This window comes from Brachybacterium netajii (SeqCode) (assembly GCF_054114245.1).
This window is the reverse complement of the sequence record NZ_JBSYXB010000007.1, coordinates 36,235-54,964: the sequence shown is the minus strand read 5'-3', so window position 1 is coordinate 54,964 and position 18,730 is coordinate 36,235. Positions and strand designations below refer to the sequence as shown.

Below are 18,730 nucleotides of genomic sequence, written 5' to 3'. Positions count from 1 at the left end.
CAGGAGGATCGCGAGGACGATCAGGGCGAAGGCGCTCAGGTCCTAGAGGACGCTCCGGACCACCTGCGAGACGGGCTCCGGGAAGGCGGCGGTGAGGCCCGCCGTCAGACTGCCCTTGCCGAGGCTCACCGGGGTCGCCGTCCCGACGCCGAGCATCGTGTTCAGGACGGCGAACTCCGGCCCCGCGGTCGACCCGAGCTGCATGCCGACGAGCGCGCCGAAGATCGGCCGGATGATCTGGTTGAGGGCCTCGAACGGAAGGTTCAGGCCGAGGACCTTGTCGATGCCGCAGTCGCCGATCGCGAGCAGCGCGCAGAGCCCCGCGACCCACGGGTTCGCCAGCAGCGGCGGGATCTGGGCCGCGGCGACGCCGATCAGCAGCGGGGCGTCGTCGGGGATCGTCATGCCGGCGATGCTCAGGATGAGGACCGTCAGGTAGGGGCGCAGACCCGACGCGGAGCCCGAGCCGATGGCCATGAGGGAGGAGGTGATGCCGTCCATGTCGAGCGTCCTTCGAGGAGGGGGAGGAGGGGATGCCGAAGCGGTGACGACCATGAGTCGTCGCGGACGCCCTGTCGGTTGCAGCGGATCCCGACGAGCCCCTCGTTCTTCCTCCCTCTTCCCCTCTACTCCGCGACGACCCGGAAGCTGTAGGTCGCCCGGATGTCCGTCCCGTCGGGCGCGGTGGACCGCAGGACGATCACCGCGCGGCCCGCGCTCGTCGGCGTCACCGAGACCTGCTCCCGGTCGGCGACGAAGCGGCCGGTCGGGAGCGTCCACGCCCACGAGTCCGCTCCCTCGACCTCGGCCGTGAACACGGCCGTCTCGCCGACGGCGACCTCGCTGGGACCGCTGATCGCCACGGAGGCGCCGTCGGCGGCCGCCGGCGGGGTGTCATCGCCCAGCCGCCAGCCGGCCCATCCGCCGACGAGCAGGGCGAGGGCGAGCGCCGCGGCCATCGCGCTGCGCATGATCCGCGAGCGGCGTCGGCCGACGCCGGTGCCAGCATCGGTGCCGGTGCCGGTGCCGGTGCCGGTGCCGGTGCTGGTGCCCGCGCCGATGCCGGATCCTGCGCCGACGCCGGGAGCGTCCGTCGGCGGAGGGTCGTGGCGCAGGGCGTCCTCGACCTCCCGGAGCCAGGCGGCGGCGTCCGACGGGCGGTCGTCGGGGGAGGCCGCGGTGCCGCGGACGAGCATCGCGCCGAGCCGCTCGGACTGCTCGGCGGTCAGGCGCGCCTCGTCGGCGAGCCAGGCCAGCAGTGCCGACATCGCCCAGACGTCCGCGCGGATGTCGACCATGCCCAGGCGTTCCTGCTCGGGCGGGCGGAAGCCGGAGGTGCCCGCCCCGACCGTGAGCCCGGAGTGCTGGGCGAGGTCCTTGAACAGTCCCAGGTCGGCGAGCAGCAGCCGCTCGTCGGGCGCGATCAGCGTCGTGGCGATCCGGCCGACGGGCGCGCCGTCGGCCCGGAGGTCCGTGCGGACGCTGACGCCGGTGTCCCCGCGACCGGCCGTCAGCAGCAGGTTCCCGGGGCTGAGGTCGCGGTGCACGAGGCCCGCGCTGTGCACGGCGTCCACCCCGGTGGCCAGCGAGCGCGCGAACATCAGCAGGTCCCCGCGGGTCGCGCGCCAACCATGGGTGCGCAGGGATGCGACCCGCGCATCGAGCGTCCCGCGATCGGCCAGCTCCATCACGAGGTACGGCTGATGCCGTCCCGGGGTCTCGCCGATGTCATGGACCAGGATGCAGTGATCGCTGCCGATGCGGCGCAGCGCCCGGGCCTCGCCGAGGAACCGTTCGCGGACATCCAGGTCCAGGGTGTGGTCGTCCGCGAGGATCTTCACGGCGACCGCGGTGCCGAACCGCTCGTCGGTCGCCCGATGCACCGTCGCGAAGGACCCGGAGCCGATCACCTCCCCGAGCGTGTAGGGACCGAGCTGCGTGCTCATCCCCGCGGGTCCGTCGCGGGATCCCGATCGGAGGCCCGATCGGAGGCCCGATCTGAGGCCTGATCGGAGTCCGGGGCCAGATCGGACAGGAGGCCGGCGACCATCGCTCGCCCGCGGCTGATCTGCGCCTTCACCGTGCCCTCCTTGCGGCCCAGGCGCGCGGCGATCTCCGCATAGGGCAGGCCCTCGATGTCGCGCAGCACGACGGGGTCGCGGTACAGCTCCGGCAGCTGATCGAGGGACGCCCGCACGCTCTCGCGGGTCGCGATCATCGAGCTCATCCGCTGCGAGGGCAGCAGCTCGTCCTCGAGGGGCGCCGACGTCTCCCGCTGCCGACGCAGATGATCGACGACGCGGCGCTTCACGATCGGATGCACCCAGCTCGTGAACCTCCCCTGGCCGCGATACCCCGAGATTGAGCCGACGACGGAGATGAGCGACTCCTGCGCGACGTCGTCGACGGCGGTGCGGTCCAGCAGCACCGCGCCCGCGAAGCCGTGGATGACGCGGGAGGCGTCGAGGGTCTCGATCAGCAGCTCCAGCAGGGCGCGGTCGGTCGCGGCCGTGGTGTCCAGGGCGGTGCCCTGCCCGGTGCCCTGGGCGGTGCCTTGAGCGGTGCCCTGCGTGGTGCCCTGGGCGGCGCTCCGGGCGGCGACATGGCGGGCGAGGGCGTCGAGCGCGATCCCTGCTCTTCCGTCCTCGACCAGGGCGCTGGCCGTGCGGCGGGCGGCGGGGACATCGCCGATGCGCAGCGCCTCCGCCAGCTCGGCCTGCAGAGGGTCCTCGTGCTCGGGCGGGGAACCGTCGGTGCGCATGCTGGGAAGCTTAGCGAGGACCCTCGGCGGGGTGTTCGGGGTGTCTGGGGTGTCCGGGGCGGGTGGGGCGGGTGGGGGTGTCCATCAACGGGACGTGAGCGGCATCTGCCCTGCTATATGCACGGCAGATGCCGCTCACGTCCCCTTCGTTGCCGGGGGTGCTGGGGAAGGACGGCCGGCATCGGGCCGGGTGGCGCCGGGGAGTCGCCGGGCAGGCGCCGGACAAGGGCGGATGGAGATGATGCCCGGTTCAGTTCGGCGGCGCCGGCCTCACTGCATCGAGTGATGGGCTCACTGCATCGAGTGACGGTCCCACTTCATCGAGTGATGGCGTCACTGAACAGAGTGACGAGCTCAGAGAGCGGACGGCGCCGGACGAGCGCAGGCTGCCCTCCGGCGATCTGTCGCCCGCCTCCTCCCGTCGACCCGCCAGCGCCCCCCGGCACCCCATGGCAACAAGCCGCGCCCGTTGGCAACCGTGCACTTCGCGGCGCATGATGGGGCGATGAGCGAGCAGACTCCGACGACGCAGGCGCCCACGCACATCCCCACCATCCATCCCATCCCCGAGGGCCTGGCCGAGCAGGCCGCGACCCTCGGCGGCCCCGAGGGGATCCTCACCGAGGAGCAGATCAGCGGCTTCGTGGCCGAGCAGATCGCCGGGGCCGACATCGACGGGAAGTCCGTCTGCGTGATCATCCCCGACGGGACGCGCTCCGTGCCGCTGCCCAAGGTCATGCGCCCCCTGCATGCGGCGCTCGCCGGTCGCGCGTCCTCCGTGACCGTGCTGATCGCGCTCGGCACCCACGCGGCGATGAGCGAGTCGGCGATCGCGACGCTCCTCGGCGCCGAGGAGGAGGGCGTCGAGGCCGCCTACCCGGGCTGGGAGGTCCTCAACCACGCCTGGCACGACGAGTCGCAGATCGCCGACCTCGGCGAGATCTCGGCGGAGGAGATCTCCCGCCTCAGCGGCGGACTCCTCACGAACACCCCGATGCGCGTGCAGATCAACCGCCTGTGCGCGGAGAGCGACGTGAACATCGTCGTCGGCCCCGTCTTCCCCCATGAGGTCGTCGGCTTCTCCGGCGGCAACAAGTACTTCTTCCCCGGCTGCTCCGTGCACGACGTCATCGACGTCTCCCACTGGGTGGGCGCGCTGATCACCGCCAGCCGCATCATCGGCACCCTCGGGATCACGCCCGTGCGCCAGCTGATCGACGCCGCGACCGAGCTCGTCCCCACCGAGAAGCTCTGCTTCACCATGGACGTCGCCTCCGGCGGCCAGGACCTCGGCGCGATCGCCTTCGGCGACCCGCAGGCCGCCTGGGCCGCGATGGCGAAGGTCTCCGCCCTCACCCACATCACCTATGTCGACAAGCCCTATCAGCGGATCGTCGCGATCGTCCCCGAGATGTACGACGACATCTGGACCGGCGCCAAGGGCTTCTACAAGTCCGAGCCCGTGTGCGCCGACGGCGGCGAGGTCATCATCTACGCCCCGCACATCACCGAGGTCGCGGCCATGCACCCCGGGATCCGCGAGATCGGCTACCACAACATCGAGTACTTCACCAAGCAGTGGGACCGCTTCAAGGACCACCCGTGGGGCGAGCTCGCGCACTCCACGCACGTGACCGGCCTGGGCACCTACGACCCCGAGACCGGCGTCGAGACCCAGCGCGTGCGCCGCTCCTTCGCGACCCGGATCCCGAAGGAGGTGTGCGAGGAGTACAACGTCACCTACGTCGACCCCGACAGCCTCGACTTCGACGCCCTCCGCGCCGACCCCGACACCCTCGTGATCGACCACGCGGGCGAAGTGCTGTTCCGACTCGCCGAGGAGCGTCAGCCCCTGTGACCATCCATCCCCTGTCCGACCACCGCCCCTCGGCCGACCACCGCCCGTCGGCCGAGGCTCCGACCTCGCTCTTCCATCCGGCCTACGGCGGCTTCGGCGTCGCCGCCATGACCCCGGAGGCCCTCGAGGGCGAGACCCTCGCTCTCGCCGACGCCGTGGACCGCGAGCTCGCGGGCGTCGGCCGGCTCGGCGTCGCCTACTCCGGCGGCGTCGACTCGGCGACTCTGCTCGCGCTCGCCGTGCGCAGCCTGGGTGCTGAGAACGTCGTCGCGCTGCTCGGGGTCTCCCCGTCGCTCGCCCGGCGCGAGCACCGTCTGGCGCTGCGCACCGCCGAGGTGATCGGCGCCGAGGTCGTCGAGGTCCATACCCATGAGGGCGAGAACCCGGAGTACCAGAAGAACGACGCCTCCCGCTGCTTCCACTGCAAGGACGAGCTGTTCACGCGGATCGACGCCGAGATCGTCGCCGAGCACCGCCTCGACGCCGTCGCCTACGGCGAGAACGCCGACGACGCGCAGAAGCACGACCGCCCCGGTGCGGGAGCGGCCACCCGGCATCGCGTGCTGCGGCCGCTGTCCGTCGTCGGCATGACGAAGAGCCAGGTCAGGGATGTGGCGCGGGCGATGTCCCTGCCCGTCGCCGACAAGCCGGCCGCGCCCTGCCTCGCCTCCCGGGTCCCTTTCGGGCAGAGCGTCACCCCCGAGAAGCTCCGCCAGATCGACGACCTCGAGGACGCCGTCTACGAGCAGGGCTTCAGCGACTGCCGGGTCCGCCACCACGGCGAGCTCGCGCGCATCGAGCTGCCCACCGGCGAGATCGCCCGCGCCCTCGATCCCGCGGTCCGCGGCGCCCTCGTGCAGGCCGGCAAGCAGGCCGGCTTCCTGCACGTCACGATCGACCTCGACGGCATCCGCTCGGGCCTGTTCTCGCTGCAGGTCATCGGCGCGAGGCCCCGTGGCTGAGCCCGGCTCCGGGGCGTCGGGCTCCGGTCCGACGGGCGGCGGTTCGTCGGCCGACGGGTCGTCGGGCTCCGGTCCGTCGTCGGCCGACGGGCGCATCGAGGGGATGCTCGAGCTGGATCTCGACCGGGCGCGCCGTCGCGGCGCCCCCGAGGCCGTGCTGTGCGATGCGAAGAGCGTCGAGCAGGTCGCGGAGATCGCCCGCGAGTACGCGCGGGTCGCCGACCGTCTCGCCGCGGAGAGCACCGACGCAGGGAGCGCCGACGCGGAGGGGCCCGGCGCCGACGCCCGTGCCGCCCTCGGGCCCGTCCTGTTCACGCGGGCCGACGAGCAGCGCGCCGCCGCGATCCTCGCGGCCCTGCCCGGGGCCTTCCACGACCCCGTCGCCCGTCTGCTCGCCTGGCCGGCGGAGCCGCCCGCCCCGAGCGGCGGCCTCGTGATCGTCGCCTGCGCCGGCACCTCCGACCTGCCCGTCGCCCGCGAGGCCGAGGCGACGGTCCGCTACCTCGGCCGGCCCGTGCGGCTGATCGCCGACATCGGCATCGCCGGCCTCCATCGCCTGCTCGCGCGGCTGCCCGAGCTGCGGGAGGCGGCCTGCGTGATCGTCGCCGCCGGGATGGACGGCGCCCTGCCGACGGTCGTCGCCGGCCAGATCGCCGCGCCGGTCGTCGCCCTGCCGACCTCTGTCGGCTACGGCGTCGCCGAGGGCGGGCGCACGGCCCTGCTCACGATGCTCTCCGCCTGCGCCCCCGGCATCGGCACCGTCAACATCGACAACGGCTACGGCGCCGGCCACCTCGCCGCGCAGATCGCGCGCTGGGCGCCGCCGCCGACTCCCTGATCTGCAGGCTCTCTGATCTGCCGACTCTCTGATCTGCGGGGTCTCAGCCCTGGGGGTCTCGCCGGCTCTGCTGGCGGACCGCGTCGCCGGTGAGGGCGAGCAGCGTCTCCGCGGCGGCGAACAGGGTGCGGAGCGCCTCGGGATGCTTGAGCGAGTAGACCGACGCGCGGCCCTCCGGCCGCGAGACGACGAGCCCCGTCTCCTTCAGGCTCGCGAGGTGCTTGGACACCGTGCTCTGCGCGAGGCCGAGGTGCTCGGTGAGGTCGACGACGCGGTGCTCCCCGAGGCGGAGGTGGCGCAGGATCACGAGGCGCGAGGGGTCGCTGACGCTGTGGAAGAGGGATGCCACGACCGTCATCTCGTCGATCTCGTCCGCCCAGGGGGCGGCATCGGTTTCTGAGCTCTCCATCGCCATATGGCGATGATACTCCTTCTCATGGAGCGGCTCGGATCATGCTCGCGCGCGACCGCGGACCTCGCCCGCGGGCGACCGCGGGCCTCACTCGTGGGTGACCGACTCCGATTCGTGCGCGGCGATGTCCGCGGTCTCGATCTGGAAGGTCGAGTGGTGCACGGAGACCGCGAAGTGCCCGGCGACGCAGTCGCGGACGGCCTGGAGGGTCTCGGCGGCATGGCCGTCGGTGAAGCACTCGTCGTCGACGACGATGTGGGCGGTGAGCGTCGGCAGGCCGGTCGCGACCGTGGAGGCGTGCAGGTCATGGACGTCCTGCACGTGGTCGAGGGCGAGGATGTGCTCGCGGACCGCATCGAGGTCGAGGCCCTTCGGGGTGAACTCCATGAGCACGCCGACGGTCTCCCGCATGAGCGAGAACGCGCGCGGGACGATCAGGGCGGCGATGAACAGGCCGGCGATGGCGTCGGCCTGCTGGAAGCCGGTGGTCGCGATGACGATCGCGGCGACGATCACCCCCAGGGAGCCGAGGGCGTCGTTGAGGACCTCGAGGAAGGCGGCCCTCATGTTGAAGTTCGCATCGCGGCTGGAGGACAGGATCGCGATCGCCACGATGTTCGCCAGGAGGCCGATGACGCCGAAGACCAGGAGCTCGCCCGCCGGCACCTCCGGGGGCGCGACGAGGCGTCGGACGCCCTCCACGGCCGCATAGGTGCCGACGACGAGCAGCAGCGCGGACTGCCCGAGGGCGGCGATCACCTCGATCCGCCGGAACCCCCAGGTGCGCCGGGAGCTCGGCGGACGGAGCATGAGCGTCGCCGCGATCAGCGCGACCAGCAGGCCGGAGGCGTCGGCGACGGCGTGCGCCGTGTCGGTGAGCAGCGCGAGGCTCCCCGTGACGACGGAGCCGACCGCCTGCGCGAGGACGATCGTCGCGGTGATCCCGAAGGCGATCCAGAGCGTCCGACGGAAGTCCCCGGGCCGGCCCGCCTCGGCTGCTCCGTGGCTGTGGCTGTGGCTGTGGCCGTGCCCTGCGCCCATGTCGTGCCGCCTCCGTCTCCTCCGCGGCTCCGGCCGCGAGTGGATCATGCGAATCATCGTCTAATAACGATGATAGCTTTTCTCGGCGATGTCGACCAGAGGTGACGAGGTGGCACGGACGACAGCCGGGGCCGTCGGATCAGGAGCGCACGAGCCGACGGACGGCGTCGGTCGCCTCCTGGATCTTCTCCCGGGCCTCCTCGTCGCCGAGCTTCGCGGCATCGAGGACGCAGTGCGTGAGGTGGTCGTCGAGCAGGCCGGTGGCCACGCCCTGCAGCGCCCGGGTCAGGGCGGAGATCTGCGTGAGGATGTCGATGCAGTACTGCTCCTCGTCGATCATCCGGGAGATGCCGCGGGCCTGGCCCTCGATGCGCTTCATCCGGCCGAGGTACCGGTCCTTGTCGCTGATGTAGCCGTGCTGGTGCGGCGGGGCCTCCGCGTCGTGGGCGATGGGCGTGGCGGGAGAGACGGGAGAGACGGACGGGGTGGTGGTCATGGCTGCTTCCTTCACTTCCGGTGCTCCAGGACGGAGCGGGTGCTGGCGTCGGGCGAGAGGTCGATGCGACGCAGGAGCTGGGCGTTGAGGGCGACCACGACGGTGGACGCCGACATGAGGATCGCGCCGACGGACATCGGCAGCACGAACCCGATCGGGGCGAGGATCCCGGCCGCGAGCGGCACGGAGATCAGGTTGTAGCCGGCGGCCCACCACAGGTTCTGCGTCATCTTGCGGTAGGCGGAGCGCGACAGCTGGATCACCGAGAGCACCGACCGCGGGTCGGAGCTGGCGAGGATCACGCCCGCGGAGGCGATCGCGACGTCGGTCCCCGCGCCGATGGCGATGCCGACGTCGGCCTGGGCGAGGGCGGGAGCGTCGTTGACGCCGTCGCCGACCATCGCGACCTTCCGGCCCTCGTCCTGCAGCCGGGCGACGGTCGCGGACTTGTCCTCGGGGCGCACGCCCGCGAAGACCCGGTCGACGCCGAGCGCGTCGCCGACCTCGCGGGCGACGGCCTCGGCGTCGCCGGTGATCATGACGACCTCGACGCCGAGCGCGTGGAGGGCGTCGACCGCGTCGCGGGACTCCGGCCGGATCTCGTCGGCGAGCCGGAGCCCGCCGACGACCGCGCCGTCCCGCAGGACGTGCAGGATGATCGCGCCCTCGGCGCGCCAGGCGTCGGCCGCGGGGACCTCGTGCTGGCCGGTCTCCTCGAGGAGGCGGGGGCCGCCGACGCGGATCTCGTGCCCGCCGACGGTCGCGGTCACGCCGACGGCCGGAGAGGAGACGAAGCCGCTGGCCCGCTCGAGGACGAGGCCGCGGTCCTCGGCGGCGCCGACGATGGCCGCGGCGAGCGGGTGCTCGCTGTCGGCCTCCGCCGCGGCGGCCAGGGCGAGGACGGCGTCGGCGTCCAGCGCGCCGACCGGCTCGACGCCGGTCACGGTGGGCTCGCCCTTGGTGAGGGTGCCGGTCTTGTCGAACAGCACGGTGTCGACCTGTCGCATGGACTCCAGCGCCAGGCGGTCCTTCACCAGGACGCCGCCGCGGGCCGCGCGCTCGGTCGCGATCGAGACGACGAGCGGGATCGCGAGGCCCAGCGCATGGGGGCAGGCGATGACGAGGACGGTGATGGTGCGGACGACGGCGTCGTCGGGCTGGCCGTTCAGCGCCCAGACGACGGCCGTGATCATGGCGGCGACCAGCGCGAACCAGAACAGCCAGGCGGCGGCGCGATCGGCGATGCGCTGCGCCCGCGAGGAGGAGCTCTGCGCCTCGGCGACCAGGCGGTCGATGCCGGCGAGGGCGGTGTCCTCCCCGGTCGCGGTGATCTCGATCCGCAGGCCGGAGTCGGTGGCGACGGTGCCGGCGGTGACAGCGTCGCCCTCGCTGCGGGCGACCGGGCGCGATTCGCCGGTGATCATGGACTCGTCCATGTCGGCGCGGCCCTCGCGGATCACGCCGTCGGCCGGGATGCTGCCGCCGGGCCGGACGATCACCAGATCGCCCACGCGCAGATCGGCGGGGGAGACGCGGACGACCTCATCGCCCTCGATGCGCTCGGCCTCATCGGGCAGCAGCGCGGCCAGGGAGTCCAGCGCCGACGTCGTCTGCGCGAGGGACCGCATCTCGATCCAGTGGCCCAGCAGCATGATGACGATCAGCAGCGCGAGCTCCCACCAGAACTCGAGCTCATGGTGGACCAGGCCGAGCGTCGCCGCCCACGACGCGAGGAAGGCGACCGTGATCGCGAGCGCGATCAGCAGCATCATCCCGGGCGTGCGGGCCTTCAGCTCGTCCCGGGCGCCGGTGAGGAACGGCCGCCCGCCGAGCACGTACATGACGGTGCCGAGGATCGCGGCGACCCAGCCCGCCCAGGCGGGCACGGAGTAGCCGAGCAGCATCGCGAACATCGGCGAGAGCGCCACCACCGGGACGGCGATGACGAGATCGATCCAGAACAGGCGCCGGAACTGCGCGACATGATCGCCGTGGCCGCCGTGGCCGCCGTGGCCGCCGTGGCCGGAATGGCTCGCGTGGTCGCTGTGCTCCGGCGCCGACGTCGCGACGGCATGATGCTCGTGCTCGTGCTCGTGCTCGTGCTCGTGCTCGTGCTCGTGCTCGTGGTGGTCGTGGTGCGGGTCTGTCATCGCTCTGCATCCCTTGGTCGGGTCGTGCTCCACCGGTGGAGGGCCTCGGCGGCGGGCGTCCGCGACCGTCGTGCCGCGCGCCGCCCGCACCAGCGGACCTCGTTCCTTCGATCTGATCAACGATATACCCCCTAGGGGTATTCCGTCAGGGGTGTGATCCCGGCGGTCGACGACTGACGGCCGTGACCGCCGGGATGCCCGTCACTGCTCGGCGACGCTGCGGAACCCGCGCAGGCGGAGGCTGTTGCCGACGACGAAGACGCTGGAGAACGCCATCGCCGCGCCGGCGAGCATGGGGTTGAGCATGCCCAGCGCCGCGATCGGGATGGCCGCGACGTTGTAGGCGAAGGCCCAGAACAGGTTGGTCCTGATCGTGCCGAGGGTCTTGCGGGAGAGGCGGATCGCGTCGACCGCGGCCCGCAGGTCGCCGCGGACCAGGGTGATGTCGGAGGCCTCGATCGCGACGTCGGTGCCGGTGCCCATCGCGAGGCCGAGGTCGGCCTGCGCGAGCGCGGGGGCGTCGTTGACGCCGTCGCCGACCATCGCGACGACCTTGCCCTCGCCCTGGAGGCGGGTGACGACGTCGACCTTGTCCTGGGGGAGGACCTCGGCGATGACCTCGTCGATGCCGACCTCGGCGGCGATCCGCTCCGCCACGGCCCGGTTGTCGCCGGTGAGCAGCACCGGGGTGAGGCCCAGGGCCTTCAGCCCGCGGATGGCCTCGGCGCTGGTGGGCTTGACGGCGTCGGCGATCACGAGGATCCCGCGCGCCCGCCCGTCCCAGCCGACGGCGACGACGGTCTTGCCCTCGCCCTCGGCGGCCGCCTTCGCGGCGGCGATCGCGGGGGAGAGCCGCTGGCCGGCGTCAGCCAGCAGGGACTCGCGGCCGACGAGCACCTCGTGCCCGTCGACGACGCCCCGCACGCCCTTGCCCTCGATGCTGGCGAAGCCCTCGACGGTCGGGAGCTGGCCGATCTCCTGGACCGCGCCCTGGGCGACGGCCTGGGCGATCGGGTGCTCGGAGGCGTCCTCCAGGGCTCCCGCGAGGCGCAGCAGCGCGGCGCGGTCGGTGCCGGGCTCGACGATCGCGTCGACGAGCGTCATCTTCCCGGTGGTGACGGTGCCGGTCTTGTCGAGCACGACGGTGTCGACCTTCCGGGTGGACTCGAGGACCTCGGGGCCCTTGATGAGGATGCCCATCTGCGCGCCGCGGCCGGTGCCGACGAGCAGCGCGGTCGGGGTCGCGAGACCCAGGGCGCACGGGCAGGCGATCACGAGGACCGCGACGGCGGCGGTGAAGGCCGCGGAGACCGGGAAGCCGGCTCCCAGCCAGGCGCCGAGGGCGACGACCGCGATCACGATGACGATCGGGACGAAGATCCCCGAGATCCGGTCGGCGAGGCGCTGGACCTCGGCCTTGCCGGTCTGCGCGTCCTCGACGAGCTTCGCCATCTGCGCGAGCTGCGTGTCGGAGCCGACGCGCGTCGCGCGGACGACGAGGCGGCCGCCGGCGTTCACCGTCGCACCGGTCACGGGGTCGCCCGGGGCGACCTCGACCGGCACGGACTCGCCCGTCAGCATCGAGGCGTCCACGGCGGAGGTGCCGGAGACGACCTCGCCGTCGGTCGCGATCTTCTCGCCGGGCCGGACCACGAACTCGTCGCCCACCTGGAGCTCCGAGGTCGGGATCCTGACCTCGACGCCGTCGCGCAGGACCGCGACCTCCTTCGCGCCGAGCTCGAGCAGGGCCCGCAGCGCGGCGCCCGCCTCCCGCTTGGACCGCTTCTCGAAGTAGCGGCCCGCGAGGATGAACATGGTGACCCCGGCCGCGGCCTCGAGGTAGATGTTGCCGGCGCCGTCCGACGGGGCGATCGTGAACTCGAAGGGGTGCGTCATGCCCGGAGTGCCCGCGGTCCCGAGGAACAGCGCGTACAGCGACCACAGCAGGGCGGCGCTCGTGCCCATCGAGATGAGCGTGTCCATCGTCGCGGCGCCGTGCTTGAGGTTCGTCCAGGCGGCCTTGTGGAACGGCCAGGCCGCCCACACGATCACCGGCGCGGCCAGCGTCAGGGACGCCCACTGCCAGTAGGTGAACTGGAGCGCGGGGATCATCGCCATCGCGATCACCGGGACGGTGAGCACGATCGCGCCGATCAGGCGGTGGCGGAGCGCGGTCAGCTCCGGATCGGAGGCGTCAGCGCTGTCGTCGTCGGCATCGCCGGAGCCGCCGGAGCCCTGGGCCTTCGGGGGCTTCGGGAGCGCGGCGGTGTAGCCGGTCTTCTCGACCTCGGCCACCAGCAGCGCCGGGTCGTAGCCCGCGGGGACGGTGACCTTGGCCTTCTCGGTCGCGTAGTTGACCGTGGCGCTGACGCCGTCGAGCTTGTTGAGCTTCCGCTCGATCCGGTTCGCGCAGGAGGCGCAGGTCATCCCGCCGATCTCGAGCTCGATGCCGGCGTCCGCGATCAGCGGCGCTCCGGTGTCCGCTGCCGTTAGCGTGCTCACTGCGTGTCCTCTCCTGTTGATGCGGCGTCGACCGCGAACTGCGCGGTGCGGACCTCCCCGTCGACCTGGAAGTCCAGGTGGAGCAGGTAACGGCCCGCGGTGGGGGCCTCGGTGCGGAAGCCGATCTCCGGGCCCCCGGTCTCGCCCGCGGCCGGCGCGTCGCCGGTGGGGTGGATGCGGAGGTAGGCGAGATCGTCCTCACGCAGCGCGACCAGATGGCCGAACGCGCCGAGGTAGGGCTCGAGGGCGGTGACGGGCTCGCCGTCGCGCTCCACGGTGACCGTCAGGTCGCTCGGGGATCCGGCGGTGAGCTCGCCCTCGAGGGCGACGGTGTACCCGTCGACCTCGTCGGTGCGCGACTCCGGGGACTCGACGGACGCGGCGTGGCCCGCGACGTCGCCCTCGTCGTGCGAGCTCGCCGCGCTGCTGGCGGCCCAGGCGGTCACGACGCTCTCGGGGATGACGACGCCGGCGAGCCCGAAGGCTCCGCCGAACGCCACCACGAGACCCGCTCCGTAGACCGCGAGCCTGGTCGGCGCCTTCATCAGATGCGCACCGCCGAGTATCCGGCCTCCTCGACGGCGGCCAGCACCAGCGCATCGTCGATCTCGGCGGGGCCGGTCACGACGAGCCTGCCGGTCTGGGCGCTGACCTGGATGTCGGTGACGCCGGAGATCTCGCCGACCTCCTCGCGGACCGACATCTCGCAGTGGCCGCAGGTCATGCCCGTCACCTGGTACTCGTTCGCGCTCATGGAGGTCCTCCTCGGTTCCGGATACCCCCTATGGGTATCGCTACGAGACAGGACGCTATACCCCCTTGGGGTATTCCGCAAGGAGTGCGGGGGAGCGATGGGAGAGACGGGGGTCACATCGTCGGGATCGGTGGAGCGACGGGTGGGATGACGGGTGGGACGACGGGTGGGACGACGGGTGGCGGGTCCCGTCCGTCGGCCGACGGAGAAGCCTGTGACCGGGAGTCTTGCCAGAAGTTGCCTGATTCGGCGGTATGGTTCTGCCCAGGCGGCCGGACGGCCGATCGGCCGCAGGGCCGAGCGGCGGGAGGCCGACGACCGGATCGAGGGCGGTGACGCCCGGACGTCGAGGACGACGAAGGAGACCGATGTGACCGACGACGAGCGCGTGACGATCTACGACGTGGCCAAGCTCGCCGAGGTCGCGCCGTCCACGGTCTCGCGGGCGTTCTCGCGGCCCGGCCGCGTCAGCGCCGCGACCCACGCGAAGGTCATGGCGGCCGCGAAGGAGCTCGGCTATCGCACCTCGGCGCCCGCCTCGCAGGAGCGCGACCAGCGCCATCACCGTCTCGGCATCGAGATCCCCGACCTCACCAACCCGTACTTCGCCGAGCTCATCTCCGGCATGCAGGAAGCGGCGAAGGAGCACGGCTACCTGCTGCTCCTGCTCGACAGCGTCGAGGACGAGGAGCGAGAGCGCGAGAGCCTCGAGAGCGCGGTGAACGTGGTCGACGGCGTCGTCCTCGCCGGGACGCGGCTGCCCGACGCCGTCCTGAACCACCTGACCAAGCGACTGCCCGTCGTCGTCCTGAACCGGCGCGTCGCCGGACTGGACTCCGTCACCCCCGACTACGAGCACGGCATGGGCCAGGCGATGGCGCATGTCGCCGCCACCGGCGCCCGTACCGTCACCTACATCGCCGGCCCGGTGAACTCCTGGTCCGACGGGGAGCGCTGGCGCGCCGCCCGCACCGCCGCCCGCGCCCACGGCCTGCACATCGTCCGCCACGGGCCGTACTCGCCCACCGCCCTCGGCGGCGAGCAGGCCTTCGCGGAGATCCCCGAGGTCCCCGACGCCGTGATCTGCTACAACGACCTGATCGCCCTCGGCTTCCTGGTCTCGGCGGTCCGCGCCGGCGTCCGGGTCCCCGGGGACCTCTCCGTCGTCGGCCACGACGACATCCCGCTGTCGCGCTTCGTCGGTGGCGGCCTGACCACCCTCGTCACCCCGAAGCGCGCCCAGGGCCGCGCGGCCGTCGAGCGCCTCGTGCGCCGCATCGAGAACCCGTCGGCGCACCGCACCCCCGTCGAGGGGTCGCTCCCGGTCAAGCTCGTGCCCCGCGGCTCGAGCGGGCCCCGCTAGGGGCGCTGAGCCGGAAGGCGCGGACCGCACCCGTCGGCAACCTCCGCCGGCCGCGCACCCGCCGGCGGGCCGTCCGTCGGCCGCCCGCCCGTCGGCCGCACCCGATTCCGCAGGTCGGAACGCGGTTGCCAGATTCGGCAACCGACGACAACGACGAGCAGGATCCGGGCCGGGCACGCATCATGCCGGTATGAGCAACGAGGCCTACGTTCCCCATCAGGACAGACTGCTGCCCGCCGACCCCGCCGTGCGCGACATCGCGCGCTCCCTCTACGCGCGGATGGCCGAGCAGCCGATCATCTCCCCCCACGGTCACGTGGATCCGCGACTGCTGCTCGACGACGAGCCCTTCCGCGACCCGACCTCGCTGTTCATCACGCCCGACCATTACGTCAACCGGCTGATGTTCTCGCGCGGCGTGGACCTCTCGGAGCTCGGCGTCGGCCGCGGCCCCCTCGACGAGGCCGACTCCCGCGCCGCCTGGCGCCTCCTCGCCGAGCACTGGCACGCCTACGCCGGCACCCCCTCCCGCCTGTGGATGGAGCACGAGTTCCACGAGGTCTTCGGCCTGACCACCGTGCTCTCCCCCGAGACCGCCGACGCCATGTTCGACGAGATCTCCGCGAAGCTCGCGCAGCCGGAGTTCCGTCCCCGCGCCCTCTTCGAGCGCTTCAGGATCAGCGTCATGGCGACGACCGACGACCCGACCGACGACCTCGCCCCCCATGCCGCCCTCGCGGCCGACGACGCCTTCACCGGCGAGGTCCTGCCGACCTTCCGCCCCGACAAGTACCTCGAGCCCGGCCGCGCCGACTTCCGCGAGCTCGTCGAGGCCCTCGGCGCCGCCGCCGGCGTCGACACCGGCAGCTACGACGGCCACCTCGAGGCCATGCGCACGCGCCGCCTCTACTTCCGCGACCACGGCGCCGTCTCCTCCGACCACGCGCACCTGGATCCGGGCACCCAGCGCCTCGAGATCGAGGACGCGCGCCGGATCTACGCGTCGGCCCTGGCCGGCACCGTCACGGCCGACGAGGCCGTCGCGCTGCGCCGCCACCTCCTCGCCGACCAGGCGCGGCTGGCCTCCGAGGACGGCCTGGTCATGACGATCCACCCGGCCGTCGACCGCAACCACAACGACGCGATCTTCGCGAAGTACGGCGCCGACGTCGGCTTCGACATCCCGACCTCCGTCGACTACGTCCACAGCATCCGCCCGATGCTCAACGACGTGGGCCTCGAGCCGGGCTTCCGCTCGGTGCTGTTCACGATCGACGAGACCGTCTTCTCCCGCGAGATCGCCCCGCTGGCCGGCGTCTACCCGTCGGTGTACGCCGGTGCGCCCTGGTGGTTCATCGACGCGCCCGACGCGATCCTCCGCTACCGCCGCGCCGTCTCCGAGACCATCGGCTACAGCCGCACCTCGGGCTTCATCGACGACACCCGCGCCTTCTGCTCCATCCCGGCCCGCCACGACATGGCCCGCCGCCTCGACGCCACGCATCTCGCGGGCCTCGTGGCCGAGCACCGCATGCGCGAGGAGGACGCGGCCGCGATCGCCGACACCCTCCCCGAGCAGCAGCCCCGCCACGTGTTCCGCCTCGACCAGGAGGACGCCGCATGAGCACTGCGACCCCGACGCATCCCGCGCACCCCGCCCCCGAGGGCCGCCTCGTCCACCTGGGCATCGGCAACTTCGCCCGCGCCCACACCCTGCTGATGACGCAGCGCGCCGGCGGCTGGACCGTCAGCGCCTTCACCGGCCGCTCCGCCGCCATGGCCGACGCCCTCACCGCCCAGGGCGGGAAGTACGGGCTCATCGTGCGCGGCGCCGAGGACGACGCCGTCGAGATCATCGACGTGCTCGACGAGGTCCTCCCGGCCTCCGACGTCGACGCGCTCGTCGGCCTCGTCGCCGACCCGCTGACCGCCGTCGTCACCCTCACCATCACGGAGAAGGGCTACGCCGCCGGGAACGATCCCGCGGTCTCGGCCCCCGCCCGTCTCGCCCTCGGCCTCAGGGCCCGCCGCGAGGCCGGCGTCGAGGACACGATCGCGCTCGTCGCCTGCGACAACCTGACCGGCAACGGCCAGGTGCTGCGCGAGGCCGTCCTCGCCGCGGCCGACGACGACACCCGCGCCTGGTTCGACGATCACGTCGACGTCGTCTCCACGATGGTCGACCGGATCACCCCCTCGGCCGACGACGGCGCCTCCACCCTCGTCGCCGAGCGCACCGGCCTCGCCGACACCGTCCCCGTCGTCACCGAGCCCTTCAGCGAATGGGTCCTCGAGGACTCCTTCCGCGGCCGACGCCCCGAGTGGGAGAAGGCCGGCGCCCAGTTCACCGACGACATCGAGCTCCACGAGCTGCGCAAGCTGCGCCTGCTCAACGGCGCCCACACCCTCATGGCGTACGCCGGGCAGGTCGCCGGCGTCGAGCGCGTCGACGAGGCCATCGCCCACCCCGAGGTGCGCGCCCTCGTCGAGGCCCTCTGGTCCGAGGCCCGCTCCACCCTCGACCTCCCCGTCGAGCAGCTCGACGCCTACACCGCGGCCCTCGAGGAGCGCTTCCGCAACCCGCGCCTCGCGGACAACCTCATCCGCATCGCCGCCGACGGCACCGTCAAGCTCCCGGTCCGCGCGCTCCCGGTCATCGCCGAGCGCGGCGGCCCCGAGAACGCCCCCGGCGAGGTCTCCGCGGTCGCCGCCTGGACCGCCTGGGTCACCGACCGCGTCCGCGCCGGCCACGAGGTCTCCGACCCCCGCTCCGCGGACATCGCCGCGGCCGTCGGCGGCGGTGCCGGTGCTGCTGGCGCCGGCGCGTCCGACGAGGCGGCCGACGTCGCCCGCGTGACCGCCCTCCTCGCCCTCCTGGGCGTCGAGGCCGGCGACCCGCTGGTCGCCGCCGTCGTCCGCGAGGAGCAGCGACTGCCTCGCGCCTGAGAGGCGCTGGGCGCCTGATCGGCGCTCGACCGACGCGCCGACTGACAGAAGCATCGTGGGTGCGACCTCCCGACAGGGGGTCGCACCCACGATGTCGTTCGGGCGGCGTTCAGGGGGCGTCGTGCCGGGGGCGTCGTGCCGGGGGCGTCGTGCCCGGGGGCGACGTGCCGGGGGCGTCGCGCCCGGGGGCGTCGTGCCCGGGACATCGTGCCGAGGCGACGGGCCGCGGAGAGGCCGTCGAAGGCCCGGGGCTCAGCGCGTCGGCGGCCCTCCCGGGGCGGATCCGTCGTCGGCCCGCTTCGTGGCGGAGACGGCCGCGATGACGACGAACACCAGGCTCAGGCTCAGGAACACGAGGCTGAGCTGGGGGATGCCCGCGAGGAAGAAGAAGCCGGCTGCGACGAGGAACAGCACCGACGCGACGACGTACAAGACGTTGTTGGTGCTGTTGGTGCTGTTGGTGCTGTTGCCGGGATTGCCGCTGGTGCCGGCAATGCCGGGATGGCCGGTGCTGCCGGGCACGGGAGCGCCGCCCGCACGGTCTGCCGGGCACGGGAGCGCCGCCCGCACGGTGACCGTGCGTCGCCGGGTCGCCCGACGGCGGCTCGGAGGGGGACGTCGGGATGGGAGGCAGGGGAGAAGACATG

Annotated in this window: 17 protein-coding genes; 6 read left to right on the top strand and 11 right to left on the bottom strand. The window is 72.9% G+C overall.

The features are described 5' to 3' along the window. Window positions 1-42: 42 nt before the first annotated feature. From ACXET9_RS12665 to ACXET9_RS12655, 3 genes are all read right to left on the bottom strand, one after another. Complete coding sequence (locus tag ACXET9_RS12665; RefSeq protein WP_457886990.1) at window positions 43-501, bottom strand: DUF4126 domain-containing protein; 459 nt, start codon at window positions 499-501, stop codon at window positions 43-45. A 125-nt stretch (window positions 502-626) separates the two neighbouring features. Beyond that, the gene (locus ACXET9_RS12660; RefSeq protein WP_457886989.1) at window positions 627-1,946 is read right to left on the bottom strand and encodes a protein kinase domain-containing protein; all 1,320 of its coding nucleotides are present in this window, start codon (window positions 1,944-1,946) and stop codon (window positions 627-629) included. Further along, window positions 1,943-2,761 (bottom strand): RNA polymerase sigma factor, encoded by an 819-nt coding sequence (locus ACXET9_RS12655; RefSeq protein ID WP_457886988.1) that lies wholly within the window; start codon window positions 2,759-2,761, stop codon window positions 1,943-1,945. The genes ACXET9_RS12660 and ACXET9_RS12655 overlap by 4 nt, the downstream gene beginning before the upstream one ends. 505 nt (window positions 2,762-3,266) lie before the next feature. Between ACXET9_RS12655 and ACXET9_RS12650 the strand changes: the two genes are divergently transcribed. The 3 genes from ACXET9_RS12650 to larB all read left to right on the top strand — a co-directional run bounded on the left by ACXET9_RS12650 (window position 3,267) and on the right by larB (window position 6,419). Then, window positions 3,267-4,619, top strand: coding sequence for a lactate racemase domain-containing protein (locus tag ACXET9_RS12650; protein WP_457886987.1), 1,353 nt, complete (start codon window positions 3,267-3,269; stop codon window positions 4,617-4,619). After that, complete coding sequence (gene larE, locus ACXET9_RS12645) at window positions 4,616-5,581, top strand: ATP-dependent sacrificial sulfur transferase LarE (RefSeq protein WP_457886986.1); 966 nt, start codon at window positions 4,616-4,618, stop codon at window positions 5,579-5,581. Before ACXET9_RS12650 ends, larE begins: the two co-directional genes overlap by 4 nt. Before the next feature lie 103 nt (window positions 5,582-5,684). Continuing rightward, a complete protein-coding gene (larB, locus tag ACXET9_RS12640; RefSeq protein ID WP_457887091.1) occupies window positions 5,685-6,419 on the top strand; it encodes a nickel pincer cofactor biosynthesis protein LarB in 735 nt (244 codons plus the stop codon). Window positions 6,420-6,462: 43 nt separating this feature from the next. Here the strand turns inward: larB and ACXET9_RS12635 are convergent, their stop codons facing one another. The 7 genes from ACXET9_RS12635 to ACXET9_RS12605 form a co-directional block, all read right to left on the bottom strand. Beyond that, window positions 6,463-6,777: an ArsR/SmtB family transcription factor gene (locus ACXET9_RS12635; RefSeq protein ID WP_457887090.1), complete on the bottom strand. Its 315-nt coding sequence runs from the start codon at window positions 6,775-6,777 to the stop codon at window positions 6,463-6,465. 141 nt (window positions 6,778-6,918) lie between these two features. Continuing rightward, window positions 6,919-7,872 carry a cation diffusion facilitator family transporter gene (locus ACXET9_RS12630; protein WP_457886985.1) on the bottom strand — a complete coding sequence of 318 codons (954 nt, stop codon included), beginning with the start codon at window positions 7,870-7,872 and terminating at the stop codon, window positions 6,919-6,921. 139 nt (window positions 7,873-8,011) lie between these two features. Next, the gene (locus ACXET9_RS12625; RefSeq protein WP_457886983.1) at window positions 8,012-8,368 is read right to left on the bottom strand and encodes a metal-sensitive transcriptional regulator; all 357 of its coding nucleotides are present in this window, start codon (window positions 8,366-8,368) and stop codon (window positions 8,012-8,014) included. Window positions 8,369-8,379: 11 nt separating this feature from the next. After that, entirely contained in the window at window positions 8,380-10,518 is a 2,139-nt protein-coding gene (locus tag ACXET9_RS12620) for a heavy metal translocating P-type ATPase (RefSeq protein WP_457886982.1), read from the bottom strand. A gap of 201 nt (window positions 10,519-10,719) precedes the next feature. Further along, a complete protein-coding gene (locus tag ACXET9_RS12615) occupies window positions 10,720-13,020 on the bottom strand; it encodes a heavy metal translocating P-type ATPase (RefSeq protein ID WP_457886981.1) in 2,301 nt (766 codons plus the stop codon). After that, the gene (locus ACXET9_RS12610; protein WP_457886980.1) at window positions 13,017-13,565 is read right to left on the bottom strand and encodes a hypothetical protein; all 549 of its coding nucleotides are present in this window, start codon (window positions 13,563-13,565) and stop codon (window positions 13,017-13,019) included. Before ACXET9_RS12610 ends, ACXET9_RS12615 begins: the two co-directional genes overlap by 4 nt. Further along, entirely contained in the window at window positions 13,565-13,774 is a 210-nt protein-coding gene (locus ACXET9_RS12605) for a heavy-metal-associated domain-containing protein (RefSeq protein WP_457886979.1), read from the bottom strand. The genes ACXET9_RS12610 and ACXET9_RS12605 overlap by 1 nt, the downstream gene beginning before the upstream one ends. 370 nt (window positions 13,775-14,144) lie before the next feature. On the opposite strand from ACXET9_RS12605, the gene ACXET9_RS12600 reads away from it, so the two are divergent. The 3 genes from ACXET9_RS12600 (at window position 14,145) to ACXET9_RS12590 (ending at window position 18,083) form a co-directional block, all read left to right on the top strand. After that, window positions 14,145-15,137, top strand: a complete 993-nt coding sequence (locus ACXET9_RS12600; RefSeq protein ID WP_457886978.1) for a LacI family DNA-binding transcriptional regulator — start codon at window positions 14,145-14,147, stop codon at window positions 15,135-15,137. Window positions 15,138-15,327: 190 nt separating this feature from the next. Continuing rightward, window positions 15,328-16,761 (top strand): glucuronate isomerase, encoded by a 1,434-nt coding sequence (uxaC, locus tag ACXET9_RS12595; protein ID WP_457886977.1) that lies wholly within the window; start codon window positions 15,328-15,330, stop codon window positions 16,759-16,761. Next, on the top strand, window positions 16,758-18,083 hold the full coding sequence (locus ACXET9_RS12590) for a mannitol dehydrogenase family protein (RefSeq protein WP_457886975.1): 1,326 nt from the start codon (window positions 16,758-16,760) through the stop codon (window positions 18,081-18,083). Before uxaC ends, ACXET9_RS12590 begins: the two co-directional genes overlap by 4 nt. A 252-nt stretch (window positions 18,084-18,335) precedes the next feature. Here ACXET9_RS12590 and ACXET9_RS12585 read toward each other — a convergent pair whose 3' ends face one another. Then, the gene (locus ACXET9_RS12585; RefSeq protein ID WP_457886974.1) at window positions 18,336-18,605 is read right to left on the bottom strand and encodes a hypothetical protein; all 270 of its coding nucleotides are present in this window, start codon (window positions 18,603-18,605) and stop codon (window positions 18,336-18,338) included. Window positions 18,606-18,730: the final 125 nt, after the last annotated feature.